16 protein-coding genes are annotated in these 15,990 nt (G+C 71.9%); 5 read left to right on the top strand and 11 right to left on the bottom strand.

Annotated features, from left to right (window positions below):
• Positions 1-1,225: 1,225 nt before the first annotated feature.
• The gene (locus tag ACFV8T_RS39510; protein ID WP_385337087.1) at positions 1,226-1,876 is read left to right on the top strand and encodes a replication/maintenance protein RepL; all 651 of its coding nucleotides are present in this window, start codon (positions 1,226-1,228) and stop codon (positions 1,874-1,876) included.
• Positions 1,870-2,289, top strand: a complete 420-nt coding sequence (locus tag ACFV8T_RS39505; protein WP_040029684.1) for a hypothetical protein — start codon at positions 1,870-1,872, stop codon at positions 2,287-2,289. The genes ACFV8T_RS39510 and ACFV8T_RS39505 overlap by 7 nt, the downstream gene beginning before the upstream one ends.
• Positions 2,290-3,234: 945 nt before the next feature.
• Here ACFV8T_RS39505 and ACFV8T_RS39500 read toward each other — a convergent pair.
• The 7 genes from ACFV8T_RS39500 to tpg (ACFV8T_RS39470) form a co-directional block, all read right to left on the bottom strand.
• Positions 3,235-3,759 (bottom strand): hypothetical protein, encoded by a 525-nt coding sequence (locus ACFV8T_RS39500; protein ID WP_385337085.1) that lies wholly within the window; start codon positions 3,757-3,759, stop codon positions 3,235-3,237.
• 17 nt (positions 3,760-3,776) lie between these two features.
• A complete protein-coding gene (locus tag ACFV8T_RS39495) occupies positions 3,777-4,049 on the bottom strand; it encodes a hypothetical protein (protein WP_385337082.1) in 273 nt (90 codons plus the stop codon).
• Positions 4,049-4,282 carry a hypothetical protein gene (locus ACFV8T_RS39490; protein ID WP_267829255.1) on the bottom strand — a complete coding sequence of 78 codons (234 nt, stop codon included), beginning with the start codon at positions 4,280-4,282 and terminating at the stop codon, positions 4,049-4,051. Before ACFV8T_RS39490 ends, ACFV8T_RS39495 begins: the two co-directional genes overlap by 1 nt.
• A gap of 93 nt (positions 4,283-4,375) precedes the next feature.
• Complete coding sequence (locus ACFV8T_RS39485; RefSeq protein WP_385337079.1) at positions 4,376-4,540, bottom strand: hypothetical protein; 165 nt, start codon at positions 4,538-4,540, stop codon at positions 4,376-4,378.
• A gap of 26 nt (positions 4,541-4,566) precedes the next feature.
• Complete coding sequence (locus ACFV8T_RS39480; RefSeq protein WP_385337076.1) at positions 4,567-4,905, bottom strand: hypothetical protein; 339 nt, start codon at positions 4,903-4,905, stop codon at positions 4,567-4,569.
• 364 nt (positions 4,906-5,269) lie between these two features.
• Positions 5,270-6,031 carry a hypothetical protein gene (locus ACFV8T_RS39475; protein WP_385337098.1) on the bottom strand — a complete coding sequence of 254 codons (762 nt, stop codon included), beginning with the start codon at positions 6,029-6,031 and terminating at the stop codon, positions 5,270-5,272.
• Positions 6,032-6,135: 104 nt separating this feature from the next.
• Positions 6,136-6,723, bottom strand: a complete 588-nt coding sequence (tpg, locus tag ACFV8T_RS39470) for a telomere-protecting terminal protein Tpg (RefSeq protein ID WP_385337073.1) — start codon at positions 6,721-6,723, stop codon at positions 6,136-6,138.
• 98 nt (positions 6,724-6,821) lie between these two features.
• Here tpg (ACFV8T_RS39470) and ACFV8T_RS39465 point away from each other — a divergent pair, with 98 nt between their 5' ends.
• Positions 6,822-7,346: a DUF6233 domain-containing protein gene (locus ACFV8T_RS39465; protein ID WP_385337070.1), complete on the top strand. Its 525-nt coding sequence runs from the start codon at positions 6,822-6,824 to the stop codon at positions 7,344-7,346.
• An 8-nt stretch (positions 7,347-7,354) separates the two neighbouring features.
• Here the strand turns inward: ACFV8T_RS39465 and ACFV8T_RS39460 are convergent, their stop codons facing one another.
• From ACFV8T_RS39460 to tap, 3 genes are all read right to left on the bottom strand, one after another.
• Entirely contained in the window at positions 7,355-7,915 is a 561-nt protein-coding gene (locus ACFV8T_RS39460; protein WP_385337067.1) for a hypothetical protein, read from the bottom strand.
• A gap of 182 nt (positions 7,916-8,097) precedes the next feature.
• Positions 8,098-8,655 (bottom strand): telomere-protecting terminal protein Tpg, encoded by a 558-nt coding sequence (tpg, locus tag ACFV8T_RS39455; RefSeq protein WP_385337064.1) that lies wholly within the window; start codon positions 8,653-8,655, stop codon positions 8,098-8,100.
• Between the two features lie 15 nt (positions 8,656-8,670).
• Positions 8,671-10,929: a telomere-associated protein Tap gene (gene tap, locus ACFV8T_RS39450; RefSeq protein ID WP_385337061.1), complete on the bottom strand. Its 2,259-nt coding sequence runs from the start codon at positions 10,927-10,929 to the stop codon at positions 8,671-8,673.
• A 169-nt stretch (positions 10,930-11,098) separates the two neighbouring features.
• On the opposite strand from tap, the gene ACFV8T_RS39445 reads away from it, so the two are divergent.
• On the top strand, positions 11,099-12,871 hold the full coding sequence (locus ACFV8T_RS39445; RefSeq protein ID WP_385337059.1) for a zeta toxin family protein: 1,773 nt from the start codon (positions 11,099-11,101) through the stop codon (positions 12,869-12,871).
• Here the strand turns inward: ACFV8T_RS39445 and ACFV8T_RS39440 are convergent.
• The gene (locus ACFV8T_RS39440; protein WP_385337056.1) at positions 12,849-13,130 is read right to left on the bottom strand and encodes a hypothetical protein; all 282 of its coding nucleotides are present in this window, start codon (positions 13,128-13,130) and stop codon (positions 12,849-12,851) included. The two genes, ACFV8T_RS39445 and ACFV8T_RS39440, sit on opposite strands and share 23 nt — an antisense overlap.
• A 117-nt stretch (positions 13,131-13,247) precedes the next feature.
• On the opposite strand from ACFV8T_RS39440, the gene ACFV8T_RS39435 reads away from it, so the two are divergent.
• Positions 13,248-15,923, top strand: a complete 2,676-nt coding sequence (locus ACFV8T_RS39435; RefSeq protein ID WP_385337053.1) for an ATP/GTP-binding protein — start codon at positions 13,248-13,250, stop codon at positions 15,921-15,923.
• Positions 15,924-15,990 lie beyond the last annotated feature (67 nt).

Genomic DNA, 15,990 nt, shown 5'->3' with positions numbered 1-15,990 from the left:
CATCGCTGCGCGATGTGCAAGGGGGGCGGTCGCTGCGCTCCCGCTGCCCGTGCGGAGCACGGGCCAACTCCCTCCGCTGCGCTTCAGGAGTTGAGGGGGGCCGGTCGCTGCGCGACCGTCAGCCGCGCGATGCGCGGCTAGGCTGTTGATGGGGCGTCTGGTGCGCCTAGTGAGGCCTTTTGTAGGGAAGTTGGGGAGTGCGTTGCACTCCTGGGCGGGTCCGCTGCGCTCCCCCGCCTGACGGCCCTTCCGGCTGCGCCTCCAGAACCTTGGGGCCCGCTGGCGCGGGCCGGGCTGGCTACGAGGGTGGGGGTCGCTCGTACGTGTGCGTTCCAGCATAGTGCGTGCATCAGGTTGATGCAGCATGTACCGTTGGCGGAAACACGGGACACCCCCCAACCACCCGGGCGGGACGCCCTCCTTGATTGCATGTCAGCGCCCGAATTCCGGTCCCCCATTCACGCGAGGAATTCACGAATTGGGAAGTTGCAGACCTCCGCCACAGAACGGTACCTGCGATATCGGAAACTCGGAATTCCGGCGTGCGGAGGTACCGGAGCCGAACGGCCCCCGGGGCCGGGCGGCGGAACCGTCCACCGGCACCAGCCGCGCCTCCGTGCTTTTGAGCGTCACGGCCGGCACCACCCGAGACTCAGAGCCGCTGCTGCCGCCTACGGTCCGCTCGGTGCTCACGGAGCCGCACGCGAAGCCGCCTCAGCCCCTGGGAGCCGTCCCGATGGCCGCGGGGCCCTGGAAGCCGCAGAACGGCCCGTGCGGAGCGGCTGAGGGCCTCCGTGAGGTCGCCGGGCCGCGAGCGGACCGCCGGGGCCGGCTGCGGAGCGTTGCCGGGTGGGTGCTCGGTGGGTGGCACGCACGCGAGGCCCTGGTGCGGCCTTCGCGCGCGCATGCGTCTTAGGGAAAAGAGGGCCGCTGCGCGAAACCGCACCTGACCTGCGGTTTCACGGAAGGGGATGTGTCAGCGCTGACACACTGACCTGCGGAAATGTGTTGGTGGTGCCACACCGACACCCGTATTTGCCAACCCAGCTTGTACAACTTGGCATCGGTGCAGGTCGGGACGCGTTTCTACGGAACCACCCTGGAAACCGGTGTGTCGACGTCGACACCAAAGCGCCACGCCAGCATGTACAAATCTGCCAAGTCAGGTTGGACAACTGCTAGGGTCCGTCGCGACCCGTCAAGATCGAGGACAGGACCACCGTCGATGCCCCGCGAGCCCAAGCGCCCTGCCGCTGGCCGAAGCAAGGGCCGGATCACCGCCGTTCAGCCCGGCGGTGACAGCGCCTTCCGCGAGACCCTGTCGTCCCGGCTGGGGCAGGACATCAAGCCGCCGACCCGCAAACGGCCGGTGCAGCAGATGGACGTCAACGTCCGGTACACGTACCGCGCGCCCCACGAGATGTACGGGCGCTCCGGCTACAGCGTGGTCTCCAACGACTTCTTCGCCGACGTCCTGGCGGTGCTGATCGCCCAGCACGGCATGTCGCCGATCCAGTCCGCGGTCCTGCTGTGGTGCATCGGCCGCCAGCGTGAGGGATGGCTCCGGGCCACGCACAAGAAGATCGCGGACAAGCTGGGCGTGGAGCGGTCGAACGTGACCCGCGCGCTCGGACGGCTGGAGGAGTGGCACATGCTCCAGCGCGTCGACACCGGTCTGATCTTCGTGAACCCGCTGCTCGGCTTCGAGGGCAACGGCGACGTCCAGCACGAGATCCTGGAGGCCCTGCGCCGGGGCGCGCCGGAGGGCGCCTTCCCCGAAGTGAAGCCCCCGCCGGCGCCGCGCAGCGTGCAGCTGGAGCTCGGGACCGGGAACGGCGACGATGAGGGTGTCGAGAGGGAGGGACAGGCATGCTGATCCAAGCGAGCGCCGGTTTCGGAATGCTGTACCGGCTGGACCTCACGAAAGCCGCGATGGAGCTGCTGAGCGTCCTCATCGAGCGCCAGGAGCCCGGCGGCGAGGTGAACGCCTCCCAGGCCGAGCTGGGCGCCCGCGTGGGTCTGTCCCGCAACTCCGCGAACACCGCCATGGCGCTGCTGGAGAGCCGGAACCTGGTGCTGCGGCCCGAGGACCGCAAGTACCGCACCTACTACCTCCACCCGTACATCGCCTCCTACGCCACCCAGGAGGAGCTGGAGGAGACCATCCAGGACGCCGCCGAACGCATCGAGGCCGGTGAGCTGCCCGAGATCACCGCCCCGCTGTACGAGACAGGCCCGCCGAAGCGGCAGCCGCAGACACCGCTCCGAGCTGTCCGGGCCGCCGGATAGCGCCGGTCATCACCCCCGGGTGGTAACCACCCGCAGAATGTGCCCCTGGCGCACAGGAATGTGCACCAGGGGCACATTCCTGTTCACGGTCGGCGACCTGGTTGCAGCAGCCGCGCCCGCGGCTGCCTCCGGTTGAACGGCCATCCGCTGCACCGGTGAGGCCGGCCTTGCTACCCGTGCAGCACCCGTGTGCCGCCCGGGTCGGCGAATGCTGCACCGCGAAGCTGGGAGACCGGAGCAGCACCCGGTCTTGCACCCTTCACCACCAGGAGCAGCAGCCCATGCAGCAGGACGGGCAGCAAGCGGAAGGGTGCAAGGTCTGGCCGGTGCTGGAGATCCCGCCGGGAGTTCACCGGGAGACCGCTGGAGGCCCTCTGAACGGGTCGGGGCCGGGCACCGTCTTGCACCCCAATGTAGTTAGGTACTTGTAGTACCTATGCGCGGGTTGAACTCTCCCCCCTGAGAGCAGAGCTCGCGGCCGGGAGAACGAGAACACCGGCCCCGGAGGCGAGCCGCAGCAAGTCGGCTGGGAGCGGCAGAAACACCCCGGACCGCCCGAGGCGCTGTACGCCGCTGTGAGGCCGTCACAGGCCCGCGATCATCACTCGGGAGCCCGGAAGCGCTCAGAACGCCGCAGGAGGCCGCGCAGCGTCGGGAAGGATCATCCGCGCCCGAAGGCGACGGACGCGGTGACAAGCCCTGCCCCGCCGTGCGAATGCTGCGCACCAGAACCACCGACCGTCAGCGAGGCCGTCCACAGCCTCTACTGCCGCTACCTCGCCTACGGCGGGTGAGGAGAAGCTCGCTCGTCATCTGGTCAGTCAGTCCTAGGTATTCCTCTTACGCGAGCGATCCCTCACCAAACGACGGACCCGATCCCTCACCAAACAACGAACTGCGGAGAGGTCCGCCGTGCTGTCCACAGGCTCCGGCGAGCCCTTCAGGTCACAGCAGGCGCTGAGCGAGGGTCTCGCAGTGCCCCAGGGACGTTGCCGCCACTTCGAGGTCGCCTTCGCCCGCGGCCCGGCACGCCAGGCCCATCACCGCGAGCATGTTCTGCAGCGGACTGTCCTCGCCGTCGGCGCCGGCTTCTTCGACCCGGGCGAGCAGCACGCGGTCGGCCTGGTCCAGGACGTCGGACCAGACGTAGTCCAGCGCCTGGGGGTCGACGCCGGTCAGGGTCGTCAGCCACAGGTCGGCGTGCGACTGGAGCTGCTGCTCGGCAGTGCGGTAGTCCAGGACGGTCCCGCAGGGCATCGAGCCGTCGTCGGGGTGGGTCGCGGCCGCGGGCCACGCGGGCAGGTCTTGGGAGTGGGCTGGGCACAGGAAGGCGAGCCAGGCCGCGCCCGGCCCGTCGTCTCGCGCCGGGCCTTCGCGGAGCATGGCGGCTGGGAGGGAGCAGTCCGCCAGGACGGTGCGGAGCCCACCGAGGGCGCGGTTGGCGGAGAGCTGCTGGATGAGGTGGGGCACCTCGGCTCCTTCGGCGGCTAGACCTCGATGTACGCGACGACGATCACGGTCCCCAACACCGAAACCCAGTACAACAAGCGGACCCGCTCGACATCGTCGGCGTACTCCCGCAGATGGGGGCCGGCGGCGCTGCCGGGGAGCGGCTCGCCGATGCCGGGGTCGACGGAGATGACGACCAGGGCGCGGTCCAGGGCGTGGATGTCCGCCTCGCTGGTGATGTTCTCCAGCTGCTTCGCGGCGGAGTCGGAGAAGGTGATCCGGGCGCGGCGCGGGCCGTGCGGCTTGGCCATCAGGCGACGGCCGGGCGCTGGGCTGCGAGGCGGGTGAGGTGGGCCTCGCGCAGCTCCTCCCACGGGGTGCACTGCTCGGGGTCGGGCAGGCCGTTGGTGGCGATGTCCTCCAGGACGGCGGCGAACCGGTCGGCGTCGGCGCGGGTCTTGGCCGCGTACGCGCGGACCGCGTCGGCGGCCGCGGGCTCCAGCTGCCGGGCGGCGGTGTCGGCGGGGGCCGGCTGTTCGCTCATCGAGGGCCTCCAGAGCGCGAACGGGCGTGTGTCACCACGGTATCGGGCAGGCGCGGGCCCTGGGGACCACTCGGTGCCACCCGGCCGGGAGCGTCACATGCCGAGCGAGGACTCGACGTCGCCGATGATCTCGCGGGCCAGCTCGGTCACGTCGTCCTTGATGGCGGGGAACTCCTCGGTGTCGAGCAGCCCGGCCTGGTCCAGGTACTCGCGGATCCTGTCCACGATGGTGGTCAGCGGGTGGGCGTCGTCGTCCACGGCGGCCTCCGTCTCGGTCTCGGTGCTCAGGCGGGCAGGCCGGGCAGGACCTGGCCGTCGGTGATCTGGGGGCGGGCGGTCAGGGCGTGGCCGTCGCAGACCACGTAGCGGTCGCCGTTGTCGGCCTGGATGGTGTGGGTGGCCGCCTCGGTGCAGGCCGTGTCCAGCCGGTCGTACGGCCAGACGTTGAAGCAGACGGGGTCCATGCACCAGGAGTCGAAGCCCTCGGTCGGTCGCGCGCGGGACTTGAGAGTGGCGCCGTGCTCGGGGCACACGCCCCACGGCACGGTGCACAGGCTCGGATCGGCGGCGGTGCTCTGCAGGGCCTTGGCGTAGAGCGCGGCGGTGGCGCTGTCGATGCTCACCCCGGCGATTCTTCCGCACCTGCCGGGCCGCCCGGGGGCGATCCTGGAGGCTCGTACGAGGGCGCGGTTCCGGGCGGCAGAGACCCCGGTCCCGGGGTGTTCTCGGGAGGCGGTGCCTGCCTGCGGGTCGATGACACAGATCGGCCCACTGTTCAGGCGGGCGCGGGATCGCAGCCGGATGCGGACCGTAGTCGCTTCGGGAAGGGTGTCACGCTGATCGGCGAGGTGGCCCAGAGTCGGGGCCGGGCCCGTGGTTCCGGGCCGGATCGTCAGCGTGACACTCCGACGTGACAGCCGGATTGGGGTGCGTGACACCGGTCAGCGTGACAGCGTGACAGTCACCCTCGGTGATCGCGGAGGGGGGCTACGGGCGGGCGCGGGTGAGGAACGCGGCGAGCGCGCCGGCGGCTTCGGGCTCGGTGGTGGCGAGCCGGGCCGCGAACGCCAGCTGGTCCATGTCGGAGTCGGGGACCAGGCGGGCGAGTTCGGCGAGCAGCGCGGCGTGCGCGAGGACCGGCGGGGTGAGAAGGCCGGCGGCTTCCTCGCGGGTGGCCGGGTCGCGGTAGTGCCCGAGGTGCGCGGCCAGGGCGTGCGCGAGCCAGCCGTCGACGTCGGCCTGGACGTACCCGCCGGCTCGCCGGGTGAGTTCGTCCCGGACGGCTTCGTCGCCGGTGCGGGGCTCGGTCTGCTCCAGCGTGCCGAGCTCGCGCAGCGCCTGGAGCTCGTCGGCGCGGGCCGCGACCCGGGCGGCCTCGTGCAGTTCAGCCTCGCGGGCGGCGGCGGCCGCGGCGTCGGCGGCGAGTTCGGTCCGGACGACGTCGTCGGTGTCCGGGTCGTAGACGGTGCCCGGCTCCGCGTCGGCGAGCAGCTGGTCGATGCGCGCCCACTCCGCGAGCTCCGCCGGGCCGCGGGCGTCGTCGGCCAGGTCCTCGTGCCGGGACGCCTGCCGTGCGTCGAACCGCGCGTCCTCGAGGGCTGCCGCGACGGCGCCGGCGTCCATCCCCTTCGCCCGGCGCCGTACGACGCGGCGGCCGATTCGGGCCGGGTCGACCGGCTCGCGGGGTACGGCGACGCGCGGGGCGAGCGGGCGACGGGTACCGCCGCCGGGCGGCCACATCCTGGTCATCATCGGCCTCGCATTCGTGGTGAGGAATCAGAGCGGGCCGCCGCCAGAGCGCTTCTACGACGACCCGCCGGATTGCTTTATAGCAGGCTCGGAATTCGAGCGGGTCAGAACAGAAACTCGATGGCCTGGACGTGCGTGAAATCTGCGCGTAGACCATCGGCGCGTGTGCTCCATTCCGTGAAATACGACTCGGTAATGGCCTCTGCGACGATCGGATGCAGATCCTCCTCCGTCGCTCCGGCCTCCTGGAGATCCAGGATCTGCCGCGCGTAGGTGGGCGAGATCGGAGTGGTGATGGTGCGTATACGGCCGTCGTCGGAGCTGCCCGAGGCCGTGAACCCGAAGTACGCGGTCACCTCCACCATCATCCCGCTGGACGTGGACGCCTGTTCGCGCGCCTGCGCCCTGACCTGCGGTTGCCACTCGGACTCCGTCTCTTCCACCAGGGCGGCCTGGAGGCGCTTCTGCGGGGTCGTCAGCTTCCCGGCGCGGTAGCGCTCCACCGTCCGGCGCGAGACACCCAGACGCTCCGCCAGGGCCCTGGTCGACCCCTTCGCCCGCGTGAGGAGGAATTTCACCTGAGCCTTCGCGGATTTCGGCGCGGGCCGGGTGAACACCTTCCGCTCCGCCCGCGCGAGGGCTTCCAGGATCTTGTCGCGGCGCGGGGCCGGCTGCTGCTCATCATCGCTCATACGCCCAGTCGGCCACGGGGAGCCTGTGGACAGAGGCCAGTGTCCGCGCAGGTCGCGCCGATCGTCGGTGTCCCGGCGTCCGTCCGTACGGTGGGGGCATGACGACGTCCTCCGCCCCCGAGCCGGTGCCTGTGCCCATCCGGGTGCTGCTGCCCGGGGACCAGGAGGTCGTCGCCCACCTGTGGTCCCGGCGCCAGGCGCCTGACGGCTGGAGGTACGAGGTCGGCCTGCCGGCGTACCGCAACGGCCCCGGCGACAGCGTGGAGCCGGCCGAGTACCGGGTCTGGGTGCGCGCGCCGGAACACGTACGGCCCGTCGGCGGCGTCTCGTACGACGCCGTGCCCACCGAGTACCTGGAGCCGCCCTCGCTCGTCCAGCAGGCGCTGGGGCCGCGCCGCCCGTCCGGCTGGGTGCTGGCGAAGGTCGGCGGGCGCGGGCCCGGCCGGGGTGTCGTCCACGCCGTCGACTGCGAGGAAGCACCGGCCGGTGCCCCGGTCCTCACCCTGGACCGGGCGCTGGACGCGGCGCAGCACCCCGGCACCCGGCTCTGCTCTCTGTGCGGCGCCGCCGCCGAACTCGATCCCGTGCTCAAGGGCTTCGACCAGGGCTTCGGCGAGAACTGAGCAGCGGGTCAGCGGCGGGTGACGGTGAAGCCGCTGTCGTTGACGGCGGCGGTCCACACGTCGCGGTCGAACCACTTGGTGATGTTCGGCTGCATCTCGGTGATGGTGCGCATCCGGGCTTCCCAGTCGTGTCCGGCCGGGCCGCGGCTGCCGTCGCATCCGGTGCAGCCGTCCTCGCCGTGGATGTGGCCGGCCATCCAGGCGTTGACCGCCACGTTGATGATGACCGCGTACAGGTCGCCGCCGGTCTGGGCCAGGGAGTCCGGCACACCAGCGAGGACCAGCGCGAGTTCGGGGTTGTCGAGCGGCGGCATCGGCGCCTCTCCCACCCCTTTCTCGGAGCTGCTCTCCTCGTAGGACTGCACGCTCCTCGCGAGGCTGTCGGCCATGGCGGAGGCATCGAAGTAGTGCCAGGCGGAACGTACTTGGATGCCGAGCCGCTCGGACACGGTACTGATGTTCTTCTCGATGGTGTCCGCCACTGTCGTCGGCGCGAGGGTCACCCCTCGGTGGGCCAGCTCAGCGAGCGTCTGGGCAACTGCTTCTTTGAACGCCTTCGTGTTCCGCACGAGCGCATCGTAGGCGGGCGGGAGCAGCGGGCAGACGGCTTCGCCCGCATTGGACCGGCACCGGGTGCCCAGCGGGTGACTGGTGCACTGCAGCGTCGTTGGGCACATCCGACCCCCGCGGATACGCGAGCGCGCCCCGGACCAGTTGGTCCGGGGCGCGCGGGCTGTTCGGGGCGTGGCCTCTACAGGTCGAACTCCAGGTGCTCGATGTCCGTGAAGCGGACCTCCTCCAGGGAGCCGGCGCGGCGGCCGCCGTCCTGGAAGTACACCTCCTTGAGCGCTTCGGCAGCGATCTCCCGCAGCTCCCGGTCACTGGCGCCCCGCTCCTGGGCGTCGAGGAGGCGGGCGGCGTACTGCGGCGGCAGCGCCACCGTGAGGTGCCGGATCCGGTCCTGGTCCGTCGACCCGATCGGGGCGGTGTAGCCGAGTCGGGCCCGGGTGTCGATGACGATGCCGCCGGTCGTCGCCGCCTTCTCGCGGGCCTTGGCCCGGATCTGCGGCTGCCACCGCTTCGTCACCTCGCGCTCCAGGCGCGCGGCGAGGTCGGCGCGCGGCTTCTTGGCCTTGCCCGCCACGTACCGCTCCACCTGCCGCTGGGACATCCCGAGCAGTTCGGCGACCGCCTTCGTGCCACCGAGCTGCTTGACCATGTACCGCATCTGCGGGCCCGCGGACTTGGGTGCCGGGCGGGTGAACGCCTTCTGCACCGCCTTGTCCAGGCCGTCCCCGAACATGCTCATCGCCTGCGTACTCCCCTACTCGCCGTTGTCGACGTCGGTGACGGTGCCGTCCTTGATGGACCGGGCGAGGTTGAGCTCCGGGGCGTTGAACCGCTCGCGGACTTCCTCGCCCCACAGGACGGACTGGGTGCCCTCGTGCTTGACCAGGCCGGGGTTGATGCCGAGCTTGAAGCCGCCGGGCAGCGGCTTGCCCTCCCGGTAGGGCAGGAAGTCCAGCGGGCTCGGTCCGTTCGCGGCGTAGACGACGCAGTCGGACAGGATCGCGATCGGGTACTGCCCGGTGAACGCCGCGTGCTTGACGACCTTCCTGTGGAGGTTGATCCGGGTGCGGGAGATGACCGCCGCCCGGATGTCGGGGCGCCACGTCGGGCGCTCCAGGGCCCGCCACCGCTCGCCCGGCCGCCAGCCCTCACCGCGCGGGCGCTCGCGGAGCTTGCCGATGCCGCCCTTCACCGTCGCCTTGATCGCCGTGACGGCGATCGTTAGCTCCGGGTCGCGCTCCTTGTAGCCGTCCATCGCGGCAAGAAAGTCCTCCGGCGACAGGTCGGCGTCGACGCCGAGGTCGGCCATCGTGGCGAGGTAGGCGTCGCGCAACCGGCTGTACCAGGCGTCCAGGTAGCGGCCGTTGTCGTACCGGACCCACGCCTCGGTCGGCGCGACGTCGTAGCCGAGCTCCTGGGCGTAGGCGACGGTGGGCGTCGCGTACCAGGCCGGGCCCGTCGGGCGGTCGCCCTTCGGCGTGAACGGGGAGGGCAGCAGGCTGCCGTCCAGCTCCACCCACTCCTTGCCGACCTTCACCTTCGACAGGTCGACGTGGGACAGGTCGACCAGCCACGAGCCGGGCAGCTTCGGGTCGAACACCGGGTTCTTGACGTGCGTCGGCTCGCCGAGGCCGACGGTCAATCCGTTGGCTCCGGCGGCAAAGGCCATGTTCACGTCCAGGCCGACCAAGTAGCGCAGGGTGCACTCGGCATCGGTCATCGGCCGGGCCCAGTCGTACGCCTCCTCGAACAGCTTCTCCGCAGGTCCCCGCACGTGGAAGCGCGGCAGCTCCAGCGCGTTGAGCACCGGGTGCCCGTCCGGGGCCTCGCACGGCGCGCAGTCCACCGGGTCCGATCCCAGCGACCCGGGCGTCTTGGTCTCGGCCTGTCGCAGGACGCCGGTCTCCTCATCGCGTACGGCGTGGGTCGGCGGGTGCAGCGCGGTCATCAGCTCGAGGCTGGTGACGGCGGTGGAGCCGCGCGGCGTCATGACGCGCGAGGCGTACACGCCCAGGACGCGGGCGAGTTCCGCCGGCGGAAGCTGCGCGGCGTCGCCCCAGAACCGGGGGTCCAGCGCGTTCCACGACGGGATGCACAGCTGCACGCACTGGCGGTCGGAGCCCTTGGCCGGGCGGTAGATCCGCGCCCACGGCCCGAAGCCCCTCTTGGTGAGCTTCCAGTCGGCGCGGGTCAGCTGCTTGATGACCTTGTGGCCCTCCGGGATCCGCCCGGCGTGCTTCTCCTCCTCCGTGAGCGAGACAGGCAGGCCGTAGCGCTCGCACGCGGCCTCGGTGAGCACGATCAGCGGGTCGGCCGGCCTTCCCGGGCCGGACAGCTTCGGCTGACCGAGCTTCGCCTCCTTGAGCGTCCAGTCCACCAGGGCCGGGATGCTCTTGGCGGGCACGTCCAGGACCAGGCCGCCGGTGCAGTACGCCAGCACCTTCCCGTCCTCGACGTCCACGACGGCCAGCGGGCCGTTCTCGAACCGCGGGTCACTCCCGCCCGCCGGGGTTCCGGCCGGGGCCGCCTTCTTCGCACCCGGGCGGCGCGACGTCGACGTGGGCCTGGTGGTGCGCGCCGAACTCGGCGCGGCCGCCGGAGCAGCGGCGACGGGAGCAGGGGCAGGGGTCTGGGTGTTCTCGGTTGCAGTCATGGCCGCAGCGTCGGGCGCCGGGCCTGTGGACAGAGTCCGCGCTTCCGGGGCCGGGGCGGGAGCGGCGGTGAACGTGGCCGGCGCTGCAGCGTCCTGGACGGGCGCAGCCACGTCGGTCGGGGCGGGGTAGAGCTCCGCGAGCTTGTCCAGCAGTCGGGCGTACGCGTCCCGCTCCGGCGGCCGGGGCTCGGTCTTACCGGACTCCCACCCGCTGACCGTGGCCCGGCGCACCTTCAGCGCGCCTGCCACCTCGTCAATCGTCAGGCCGTGCGCGGCACGCAGCCGCTTGCGCTCCGCCGGTGGCGGCAGCGTGGCGCGGGACGCGAGCAGCGCGTCGACCGCGTCGAACAACTCGGACATGGAACACCTCCTGACCACCACTCTAGCCCATGAACCGCACAACTGGCGTACGTACACCGTACGAATGGCGTTCTTTTTGCGTACGGGTGCTATGTTGACCTTGATCTGCCAACAGCTAGCTAGAGCCGTCCGGGGGGAACCGATGGAAGAGCGCAGCGTCGCGGGCGCTATGTCCGAGCGAGAGAGCCGTCAGGCGCTGCAGCAGGTGATCCTCCCGGCGTTCACGCAGGGCGCCGCGCGCCAGAGCCACCCGGTCGTCGTCATCGTTGGCGGCCAGCCCGGCGCGGGAAAGACCCATATCGCAGACCTGGTCCAGGGCGTCCTGAACCGCCGGGGCGGCGCCGTGCGCGTCGCCCGCGACCTCTACAAGGCCACCCACCGGCACTACGACGCGCTCCTGGCCGCCGATGTCCGCACCGCCGGGGTGAAGGTCCGGCCGGACACGAGCCGCTGGCAGGCCGAAGTCGAAGAACACATCCGGGCCCGCCGGTTCGACGCGGTCGTCGAATCCGCCCTCGCCGATCCCGACGAAACCCGCGCGTCGGCGGCGGCATATCGCCGGTCCGGCCACCGGATCGAGGTGGTCGCGCTCGCGACCCCGGAGGCCCTGAGCCAGCTCGGGATCCTGGACCGCTTCCTGACCGAAGCGGTCCACGCCGCAGGCGGGCGGTACGTGTCGTGGGAGAACCATGACTCCTGCGCAAAGCAGATGCTGTCAACACTGGCGGTCATCGAGGCCGAGCAGCTGGCCGACCGCATCACCGTCGTACGACGCGACGGCACCGCGCTCTACGACAACGAGCTCACCAGCGGCGGGAAATGGGTGCGCGCGGCGGCCGCAGCCTCGGTAGTCCGCACGGAGCGGTTACGTCCGTGGAACGCGCCACGAACCCGCGTCTTCCGCCAGGAGCTCGTCCGGGCGGAAGTCCGGGTCCACGATGAGCAGCTGCCGACGGACCAGCGGCTCGCGGTGTCCCGGGACGCGGAACGGGCCGCGGCGGCAGCCGAGCCGGTGCGTCGGATCGCTCACCCTCTGCCCGGCCCGCCGGGCACCGGCTACCACCGCCTCAGTACGGAGGAACACCGGTGGGTCTTCGACGAGCTGATCGCCCCGTCCCACCTGCGGCGTGCCACGTACCGTCCGGACCCGACCGTGGTCTACCTGGTCGGGGAACCCGGGGCCGGGCAGCTGATGGCGGGGCGGATACTGAGGCGGGCGATGCGCCCGCGTCCTGTCCGCCTTGAGCCGGACCTCCTGCGCGGCTCGCACCCGGACTACTTCCAGCTCGTGACCGACAGCCCCCGCATCGCCGACGAGCTGGTCCGCCCCGACGCGGAGGCGTGGCAGGCCGAGGCCGAGGCATACATCCGCGAACGGCGCAGCGACGTCGTCATCGAGGCCGACTTCACCACCGCCGCCGACTTCACCATCAGCGCGGCCCGGTTCGCCCGTGCCCGCTACCGGGTCGAGGTCGTTGCCCTGGCTTCGCGCGCGGCGGACAGTCGGCAGCGGACGCTGGTCAACTACGCCCGCGCTCTGGAACTCGACGCACAGACCCCGCTGCCGACCCCGGCCGTGCACGTCCGCGCCTGCCGGGTAGCCGCCGAGATCGTGGCGGCTGCGGCCGCTGACCCGGTGGTCGCCGCCGTCACCGTGCTCGACGCCAACCACCGGGCGCTCGGCCGCGATCACGCGGCACTGTGGGCGCTGACCGCCGAGCGCCTGCGCCCCTACACCGAACAGGAGGCCGCCCGCTTCCATGCCGTCCAGCAGGCCCTGTGCCGGGTGCTGCCGCGGATGCGGGAGGAGGTCCGCGGTATCGCGGAGCAGGCCCGGCCGCTGATGCCCGCACAGTGGCAAGCCCGTCCGGTGGAGCACTGGACCGGGCCGGTCCGGCTTCCGCTTCCGGCGTCCGGGGTCAGGACTCCGTCAGTTCCTTGAGCCGCGCGGCGTAGAGGAGGGCGATCTGCACGGTCTCGTCCTCGTCGGCGTCCTCCAGCCGGTCGAGGTCGTCCACGGCCTGGTCCCGGGCAGCGCGCCACGCATTGATTTCCGCCGGGTCGTGGCCGCCGGCACGGGCTCCGGCGAGACTGGCCTGGTACCAGCCAAGCACCCGCTTCACGAGCTTCTGTGCCTGTTCGGCGTCCCCGCCGGGATGGTGGAGCGGCTGGGGGTCTTCGGGGGTGAGGGGGCCGGTCACGGCGGGTACCACCTTCGGGTCGTGCTGACATGCTGGACCGGCCATTGTCCGTGACGCGCCTTCACCTGCTCGTGAGCGGGCATAGGTTGAGGACGAGTCGATCACCAGGGGGTTTCCATGGCGGGGCGGGATCTGCGCGCGCTGTTCAGCACCAACGACCGGCAGCTGGAGGCCGGCGCAGCGTTCACCAACCGGCAGGGCCAGTGGCAGATCGTCCAGGCCGCGCTCGGCGAACACCTGGCCCGCATCACCGGCCCCGGCTTCACCGTCGAGGACCTCGAGGCGCCCCGCACCAACGTCCTGGTGTTCCACGGCGTCGGCGGGATCGGCAAGACCACCCTGTCGCGCACCCTGGAGGCCGCACTCGCCGATGCCGAGGGCCGCCCCGCGAGGTGGGGCGAACCGTCCTGGCCGGCCCGGCCCGCGCTGCTGCCGGTCCGGATCGACCTGGCCCGCTCCGCCAGCGTGGACTTCGAGCGAGTCCTCCTCACCATCCGCCTCGCCCTGGCCGCGCACCTGGGCCGGCCGCTGCCCGCCTTCGACATCGCCCTGCGCCGCTACTGGGAGCACCAGCACCCCGGCGAGAGTCTGGAGGAGTACCTGAGCCGCGGCGGGCTCGCCGCCCGCTTCGGCAAGGCCCTGCCACAGCAGGTCCAGTCCGCGCTCGGCGACGTCGCCCAGGCGCTCATGCTGCCCGGCACGGTCGGCGGCGCCGTCGGCCAGCTCACCGGCGCCCTGGCCACCGCGCTGCGCGAGCGCCGCCAGACCGTACGCGCCCTGGCCGACTGCTCCCTGCTCGCGGATCTCCTGGACGCCGAGCCGGACGTCGATGCCCTGTCGTACTACCCGTACCTGCTCGCCTGGGAGCTCGCCCGGATCCCGGCCGGGAAGGCCGTGGTGCCCGTGGTGCTGCTGGACACCTTCGAGGACACCGGCGACCGGACCCACCGCGACCTGGAACGGCTGCTGCAGCGGATCGTGTGGCTGATGCCCAACGCGTTCTTCATCGTCACCGGCCGCAGCCGGCTCCAGTGGGCCGATCCCGCCCTGCAGGGCCAGCTCGACTACACCGGCCCCGCTGCCTGGCCCGGCCTGGCCCAGCAGGCGGTTCCCGGCCCGCGCGCCGCCGGCGCCCCCGGGAACGGACGGCAGGTCCTCATCGGCGACTTCAGCCCACAGGACTGCGACGACTACCTCGCCCGCCGTCTGGTCCGCGACAACCAGCCCCTCATCAGCGCCGAGCTCCGCACGGTCATCACCGACCGCTCCCACGGCCTGCCCCTCTACCTCGATCTCGCCGTGCTCCGTTTCCTGGAACTGCGGCGGTCGGGACATACCCCGGCCCCGGCGGACTTCGACGCCGACTTCCCCGCACTGATCACCCGCACCCTGGCCGACCTCACCCCCGACGAGCGCCACATCCTGCGGTCGGTGTCCCTGCTGGACGCCTTCGACCTCCAACTGGCCACCGCCACGGCCGGCCTCCCCCACCAAGCGGCCGCCGCCCGGCTCGCCGAGCGGCCCTTCGTCCGCGAAAACCCGTACGCGCTGTGGCCGTACCACCTGCACGCCCTGATCCGCTCCACCCTGCGCACCGCGGACGACGCCACCGACGACCGCTGGACCGACGCCGACTGGACGGCCGCCGCCACCCGCGCCCTAACCGCACTCGGCGAGCAGTGGCGCGCAGCCCCCGGGCCGGGCCGGCGCCTCCTCGTCGGATGCCTGCGCCAGGGCCTCGCCCTGGCCCGCGACCACCGGCTCGCCCTCGGCTGGCTCACCGACGCCGCGTACGCGTACACCGACGACTACGTCTGGGAACCTCTCCCCCTCCCCGCCCGCACTGAGACCGGCAACGAGCTCGCCACCCCCGCGGACGCCCTGGCCGAGCTCCTCAGCACGCTGGCCCGGCGCCAGCACGAACACCGCGCCCGGACCGCCGACCGGCTCACCGCCATCCTCGACACCGGCCTGCTGCCCGCCGAACTGACGGAGATGGCCCTGTACTACCGGGCCAAGGCCCACCGCGACCTCGGCCAGACCGCTGCCTCCCGCGACGGCATGCGCCAGGTCGCCGACAGAGGAGGCCGCCTCGCCCCCGACGCCGCCCGCGGGCTCGCACACCTTGCCCGTGCCGCCGGAGACTTCCCCACCGCGCTCGCCACCGCCCGCACCCTCGGCTGGCCGGGCCGCGGGCGCCGGGTCCTCGGCGACGTCCACTTCGCCCACGGCGACATGGGCCAGGCCGCCACTGCCTACGCCGTCGCCCGCACCGACGCCGAGCAGCACGGCAACACCGGTGAGCAGGCCATCGCCCAGGCCCATCTCGCTCTCACGTACGCCTTCGCCGACCCCGCCCGCGCGGACCGGGAGGTCACCCTTGCCGAGCAGCTCCTGGCCGGACTCGACCAGCGCGCCACCACCCTGACCACCCAGATCGCCGCCCTCGCCCGCGATGCCGGCACCCCGGGGCCCGCCGTCGACGACCGCGCCGCCCTCCTGCGGACAGAGATCACCACCGCCGGAATCACCGCAGCCGCGCTGCTGCTGGAACTCACCCTCGCCCTGCACCACACCGTGCGCGGGGACGATGCCGCAGTCCGAAACGACATTGCCCGGCTGAAGGAGCTCACCCGCAGCGGCGACTACGCGTACTTCACCGACATCGCCCACCACATGGCCGGCCTGCCCCTGCCCGGTCCCACCACCACGCAGTGGATCGACAGCCCCGACGCCGTCCTCGCCCGCTGGCAGCACCTCGTCCACACCCGACGTACCCGTACCGGCCGATAGCCGCAGCCCCAGCACGACGCCGAGGCGGAGGTTCGTGGGTCCGGACCGCACACGGATCGGGGCCCGG

This window comes from Streptomyces sp. NPDC059832 (assembly GCF_042731715.1).
GTDB lineage: Bacteria > Actinomycetota > Actinomycetes > Streptomycetales > Streptomycetaceae > Streptomyces.
Note: the sequence above shows the minus strand (reverse complement) of the source record. Positions and strands in the feature narration are given on the sequence as shown.